Source organism: Mesorhizobium sp. M7A.F.Ca.CA.001.08.2.1 (genome assembly GCF_003998455.1).
GTDB lineage: Bacteria > Pseudomonadota > Alphaproteobacteria > Rhizobiales > Rhizobiaceae > Mesorhizobium > Mesorhizobium ciceri.
Genome location: NZ_RZPW01000408.1, coordinates 1 through 5,605, shown reverse-complemented (window position 1 = coordinate 5,605; position 5,605 = coordinate 1). Strand labels below are relative to the sequence as shown.

At 64.7% G+C, this 5,605-nt stretch carries 6 protein-coding genes and 1 pseudogene; 5 read left to right on the top strand and 2 right to left on the bottom strand.

The features are described from left to right. From EN914_RS22130 to EN914_RS22120, 3 genes and pseudogenes are all read left to right on the top strand, one after another. Positions 1–271: pseudogene (locus EN914_RS22130) on the top strand (hypothetical protein); the annotation flags it as partial. Between the two features lie 97 nt (positions 272–368). After that, positions 369–884: a hypothetical protein gene (locus tag EN914_RS22125; RefSeq protein ID WP_013529757.1), complete on the top strand. Its 516-nt coding sequence runs from the start codon at positions 369–371 to the stop codon at positions 882–884. 197 nt (positions 885–1,081) lie between these two features. Next, the gene (locus tag EN914_RS22120) at positions 1,082–1,366 is read left to right on the top strand and encodes an SCP2 sterol-binding domain-containing protein (RefSeq protein ID WP_013529756.1); all 285 of its coding nucleotides are present in this window, start codon (positions 1,082–1,084) and stop codon (positions 1,364–1,366) included. Positions 1,367–1,461: 95 nt separating this feature from the next. Here EN914_RS22120 and EN914_RS22115 read toward each other — a convergent pair whose 3' ends face one another. After that, positions 1,462–2,031, bottom strand: a complete 570-nt coding sequence (locus EN914_RS22115) for a GNAT family N-acetyltransferase (protein ID WP_024502711.1) — start codon at positions 2,029–2,031, stop codon at positions 1,462–1,464. A 153-nt stretch (positions 2,032–2,184) separates the two neighbouring features. Then, positions 2,185–3,318 carry an ornithine/lysine decarboxylase gene (odc2, locus tag EN914_RS22110; protein WP_024502712.1) on the bottom strand — a complete coding sequence of 378 codons (1,134 nt, stop codon included), beginning with the start codon at positions 3,316–3,318 and terminating at the stop codon, positions 2,185–2,187. 540 nt (positions 3,319–3,858) lie between these two features. On the opposite strand from odc2, the gene EN914_RS22105 reads away from it, so the two are divergent. Together EN914_RS22105 and EN914_RS22100 are read left to right on the top strand one after the other, a co-directional pair. Next, positions 3,859–5,055 carry an amidase gene (locus EN914_RS22105; RefSeq protein ID WP_127389257.1) on the top strand — a complete coding sequence of 399 codons (1,197 nt, stop codon included), beginning with the start codon at positions 3,859–3,861 and terminating at the stop codon, positions 5,053–5,055. Positions 5,056–5,057: 2 nt separating this feature from the next. Beyond that, positions 5,058–5,605, top strand: a 548-nt coding sequence (locus EN914_RS22100; RefSeq protein WP_164778844.1) for a LysR family transcriptional regulator, incomplete at its 3' end; no start/stop codon positions are given.

Below are 5,605 nucleotides of genomic sequence, written 5' to 3'. Positions count from 1 at the left end.
CAACTATGATCTCAAGGCATCGAACGCCCGCAAGAGCCGCTACCTCTACGAGTTGACCCGCGCCATGAAGGGCGGCAGCGAAGCCGAATTCCTCGAGCAGCACCGCGAGGGCCTGACCCGGCTGCGCCAGAAGCTGGCGAAGAACGAAGCGGCGATCCTGGCGCATCTCAGCGCGGTCAACGAAGTCGCCAGCCTGCTGCGGCACGCCATCCAGCGCGCCGAGACCGACGGCACCTATTCCGCCGGCGAGTTCGGCTGGATAAAGGCGTGATGGCGAACACAGGCGACACGTCGGAGATCCTGCCTCGGCAACGGCGCCGTGCCGCGTTGCCATTGCAAGGGACTGACCAAGGGACTGACAAGGCTCGATGATCAAGGTCATCGCCATCGCCGTCTGGATCTGCGCCGCAACGCTGGGCGCCGTGTTCTATTCTTTCCAGGCGGCCGGCGAGCGCGGTGTCGGCGAAACGCCGAAGCCGATGCTGGGCGGCCTCGACTACGTCAAGACCGACATCATTTCGGTGCCGCTGATCCGCGACTCCGAGATCGGCGGCTATTTCCTGACCAAGCTTGTCTACACGGTCGAACCCGAGCAGATCAAGAAACTGTCCATTCCCGCCGAAGCGCTGATCACCGACCAGGTCTATTCCTACCTCTATTCCAATCCGCAGATCGACTTCACCAACAAGGCGACGATCGATCTCGATGCCTTCCGCGCCGCCATCCGCGATACCGTCAACACGCGTGTCGGGGCGCCTTTGGTGCATGAGGTTCTGATCGACCAGGTCAATTTCCTGTCGAAGGACGAAATCCGCGACAACTGGCTGCGCCGCAAGAAAAGCGAGACGGCGAGCGAAATGACCAAGGCGTTCAAGGAACACTGAGTTGCCGGGCTCGCATTCCCGGCCTCCTCCAGGCTCGCCTGCCGCCACGGCAGGAACCAACCGCCTGAATTCGCGTTGACGTAAACGTCAACCCAAAGCTATATGCGGCAGCGACCGTGATCGCGAAACCGCGGCACGGGCTTCGGCTGGATCGAAGCGCCGTTGCGAGACAGATGCAACCAGACAAGGAGAACAGCGTGAGCGTTCAGGAGATTGCCGAGAAGATCAAGTCGCGCGTAGCCAGCAGCGGGTTCGATCGTTCCGTGAAATTCGACACCGGCAGCGACGGCGTCATCGTCATCGACGGCGCAACCGTCTCGAACACTGATGCACCCACCGACTGCACCATCAAGCTCTCGCTCGACGATCTCGATTCGCTGATCGCTGGCGACCTGAACCCGACAATGGCGTTCATGACCGGCAAGATAAAGGTCGAAGGCGACATGACCGTTGCCATGGCGCTCAGCCAACTGATCGGCTGAAGGCATTCAGGCGCCCAAGGTGGCGCCCACCAATCGCGAAAAAACGCCGCCTTTTCGGGCGGCGTTTTTGCATGAAATGCTGGCGGCTTCGTATCTCAGGCCGCCGATGTCAATTCCTGCGCCTTCAGCTTGCGGCCGGCCGCCCTCAGCGTGCCGTGCACGCCGTCAAGCGCGCCTTCCACCAGTTCCAGCGCCAGCAGGCGGTGCCGCTCATAGGGTCCCGGCATGGCAAGTGAACCGGTCTTCTCGGCCGAGAAGCCGAAGCGCGCGTAATAGGGCGCATCGCCGACCAGAAGGATCGCGGCATGGCCAAGACGTGCCGCCTCGGCGATGGCATGGCGCATCAGGGCCGAGCCGATGCCGGCGTTCTTGAGCGACGGATCGACGGCAAGCGGGCCAAGCAGCAGCGCAGCCGCACCGCCCTCGCCCAGCCTGACGTCCCACAGCCGCACGGTGCCGGCGACGCCGCCCGAGCCATCGCGGGCGACGAAGGCCAAGCCTTCCGAGGGCCGCCGGCCACGCCGCAGCTTCTCCGACGACTTTTTCCTGCGCTTCGGCCCCATCGCCCGATCGAGCAACGCCTCGCGCGCCGCAACATCGGCGGCGGTTTCGGCAACCATCACAAAGGCCGGTGCGTGGCCCCCAATTTCAACTGGCATTTCCATTTCCGTAATCCCTGGCGAGCGGAGATCTGTTCCACAGGCGAGCCCGGGTGGACGAAAGTCGCCCACCTGGGATGATCTGATCGGCTCTCTCAGCGCATTTTCAGGCGAAGTTGTGTCCGGTTCGCCGTTCGAAAATGCGCTGAGCAAGCGCCGTCAGATCACGTAGGATCGGAGAGGCTCGAAGCCGTTGAAGGCGACCGCCGAGTAGGTGGTCGTGTAGGCGCCGGTGCCTTCGATCAGCACCTCGTCGCCGATGGTCAGCGACAAAGGCAGCAGATAGGGCGTCTTCTCGTACATCACGTCGGCCGAATCGCAGGTCGGGCCGGCGAGCACGCAAGGTGCGGTCTCCGTGCCGTCATGCGCGGTGACGATCGGGTAGCGGATCGCCTCGTCCATCGTCTCGGCCAGGCCGCCGAACTTGCCGATGTCGAGGAACACCCAGCGCACATTGTCGTTGGCGGCCTTCTTCGAGATCAGCACGACTTCCGACTTGATGACGCCGGCATTGCCGACCATGCCACGGCCCGGCTCGATGATGGTCTCCGGAATGGCATTGCCGAAATGCTTGCGCAGCGCCGAGAAGATCGCCTGGCCATAGGCCTGGGCGGCCGGCACGTCACGCAGATAGCGCGTCGGGAAACCACCGCCCATATTGACCATCTTCAAGACGATGCCTTCCTCGGCGAGCGTCGCGAACACCACCTTGGCGTCGGCCAGCGCGCGGTCCCAGGCGGTCAGGTCGGTCTGCTGCGAGCCGACATGGAACGACACGCCATAGGCGTCGAGGCCGAGCCCCTTGGCATGGCGCAGCACGTCGACGGCCATCGCCGGCACGCAGCCGAACTTGCGCGACAGCGGCCACTCGGCGCCCTCGCCATCGGTCAGCACGCGGCAGAACACGCGCGCACCGGGCGCGACGCGGGCGATCTTCTCGACCTCTTCGACGCAATCGACGGCGAACAGGCGGATGCCGAGCTGGTAGGCGCGTGCGATGTCACGCTCCTTCTTGATGGTGTTGCCGAAGGAGATGCGGTCCGCCGGTGCACCAGCGTCCATCGCCATCTCGACTTCGGCAACGGAAGCGGTGTCGAAGGACGAGCCCATCGCAGCAAGCAGGCGCAGGATTTCCGGCGCCGGGTTTGCTTTCACCGCATAGTAGATCCTGGAATCGGGCAGCGCCTTCTCGAAGGCGCGGAAATTGTCGCGCACGACATCGAGGTCGACGACGAGGCAGGGGCCGGTCGGACGTCGGGTGGCGAGGAAGTCAAGGATGCGCTGGGTGGCCATCGGGGTCTCTCCATCAGCGCCTTTCGGCGCGCAATAAGGCTGCGGGACGCGGGCTGTCGGCCTCGCGAACTCGCGGTGGACAAAGGCGGGACGGAAATCCATGGAACCAGCCGGTGGAGACCCCGGAACCATGAAGCGCCGTCTCGCGGCGGTGAACCTTGGCCTTGCCCGGCCTCGGTTCGCTTTGTCTGCCTTGGCTTGGATGGGAGACCCGTCCGCACTGCCGGCAATGAAGGTGTGCCTCTTCAGTAACCCCGGTTTTTGGACAACCGGCAGAACACCAGAAAGGCCCGCACCGTCGTTGCTTCAAGGTGTCCTCGGGCTGGCGGTTGGCCGCTAGACCGACTGGAGGGGTTGGCTCCAGTTACCTTACCGATTTCCCTCACCATTCGAGGATCGGCGGACACCCACAGGCACGTGCGACTTTGGGCAAGCGCGATATAAGGGCGAAGACTTTCACAATCAATAAAAATCGTATCGCAGGTTGTAAAATTTCTGGCGTCGAACAATGTTGCGGCAACCGTATCCGGATATCGAACGATGACAGGCACGCACGGCCCTCTCAACGCCTTTCTCGATCTTCGCCAGATGCCCGTGGCACATGCCCAGCTCGGCCCGCTGGCCGGCCTGCGGCTGGCCGTCAAGGACATATACGACGTCGCCGGCTACCGCACCGGTTGCGGCAATTTGCAAAAATTCGCCGAAAGCCACGCAGCCTCGCGCACCGCACCCGCCGTGCAGATGATCCTCGATGCCGGCGCACGCTTCGTCGGCAAGACGCAGACCGACGAGCTCGCCTTCGCGCTGTTCGGTCAGAATGCGCATTTCTCGTTTCCGGTGAACCCGGCGGCACCCGACCGCGTCACCGGCGGCTCCTCATCGGGGTCGGCGGCGGCGGTGGCGGGCAGGCTGGCCGATATCGCCACTGGTTCCGACACCGGCGGCTCGATCCGCGCGCCGGCGAGCTTTTGCGGACTGATCGGGCTACGCACCACGCATGGCCGCATTTCGCTCGACGGCACGATGAAGCTGGCGCCGAGCCTCGACACGTTCGGCTGGTTCGCCGACGACATCGAGACCTACGAGACCGTCGGCAAGCTGCTGCTCGGCCGCGATCCGCACCAGCACGTGTTGGACCGGCCGCTGGCGCTGGATTGGCTGGACGGGCTGGTCGCCCGCCCGGCGCTGGCCGAATATGCCGGAATGAAGGGGCGTGCGGGCGCGGTTTTCGGCGCGCCGGCGACGCCGGCAATCCGCTTCTCCTCATCTCCCGATGAACTTTACTGGTGCTTTCGCCGGCTGCAGGCCAGGGAGGCCTGGGCGGTGCATGGCGAATGGATCACCAGCGGCGAGCGCGGCCTCGGCCCCGGCGTCGAGGAGCGTTTCGGCTTCGGCCGCGCCGTCGACGACAAGACAGCCCAGGCCGAGAAGGTGCGGCGTCTGACCTTTCGCGGCGAACTGAGCGCCCTGCTCGGCAAGGACGGCTTCCTTGTCTTGCCGACGGTGCCTGGTCCGGCGCCTTACGTGGACAGCACGCCGGAGCAGTTCCAGGCCTATCGCGAACGGGCGCTCCAGCTTCTGTGCCTGGCCGGCCTGTCCGGTTTTCCACAGATCACACTGCCCATCGGCTCGGTCGCCGGCGCCCCGTTCCGCCTGTCGCTGCTTGGCCCTTCCGGCAGCGACATTGCCCTGATACGGCTCGGCCGGAAACTTCTCGACGCGGCACGAAAGGCCTGACCATGGACACACTGACGCGCATGCGTGCCTTCATCGACGTGGTCGAGGCCGAGGGCTTTTCGGCGGCGGCGCGCAAGATCGGCCGCTCCAAGGCCTTGCTGTCGAAATATGTGCGCGAGTTGGAGGACGAACTCGGCGCTTTGCTGCTCAACCGCACCACGCGCCAGTTCTCGATGACCGAGGCCGGCCACACCTATTACCGGCGCGCCTCGGAGATCGTGCGCGAGGTCGACAGCCTGGCCGACGCGGTGCGCGAATCCTCCGGCGACGTGCGCGGCCGGATCAAGCTGTCGGCGCCGCGCACCTTCGCCGACGCGCCGATCGGCCAGTCGCTGATCGACTTCGCCAAGCAGCATCCCGACATCGTGCTCGACATCCAGCTCGACGACCGCTTCGTCGATCTGGTCGAGGAAGGCTTCGACCTTGCGGTGCGCATCTCGCGGCTGGAGAACTCGTCGCTGATCGCCAGGCGTCTGGCGCCGTTTTCGATAAAGCTCTGCGCCTCCCCCGAACTGATCGCCAAGCACGGCACGCCGACACGGCCGCAGGA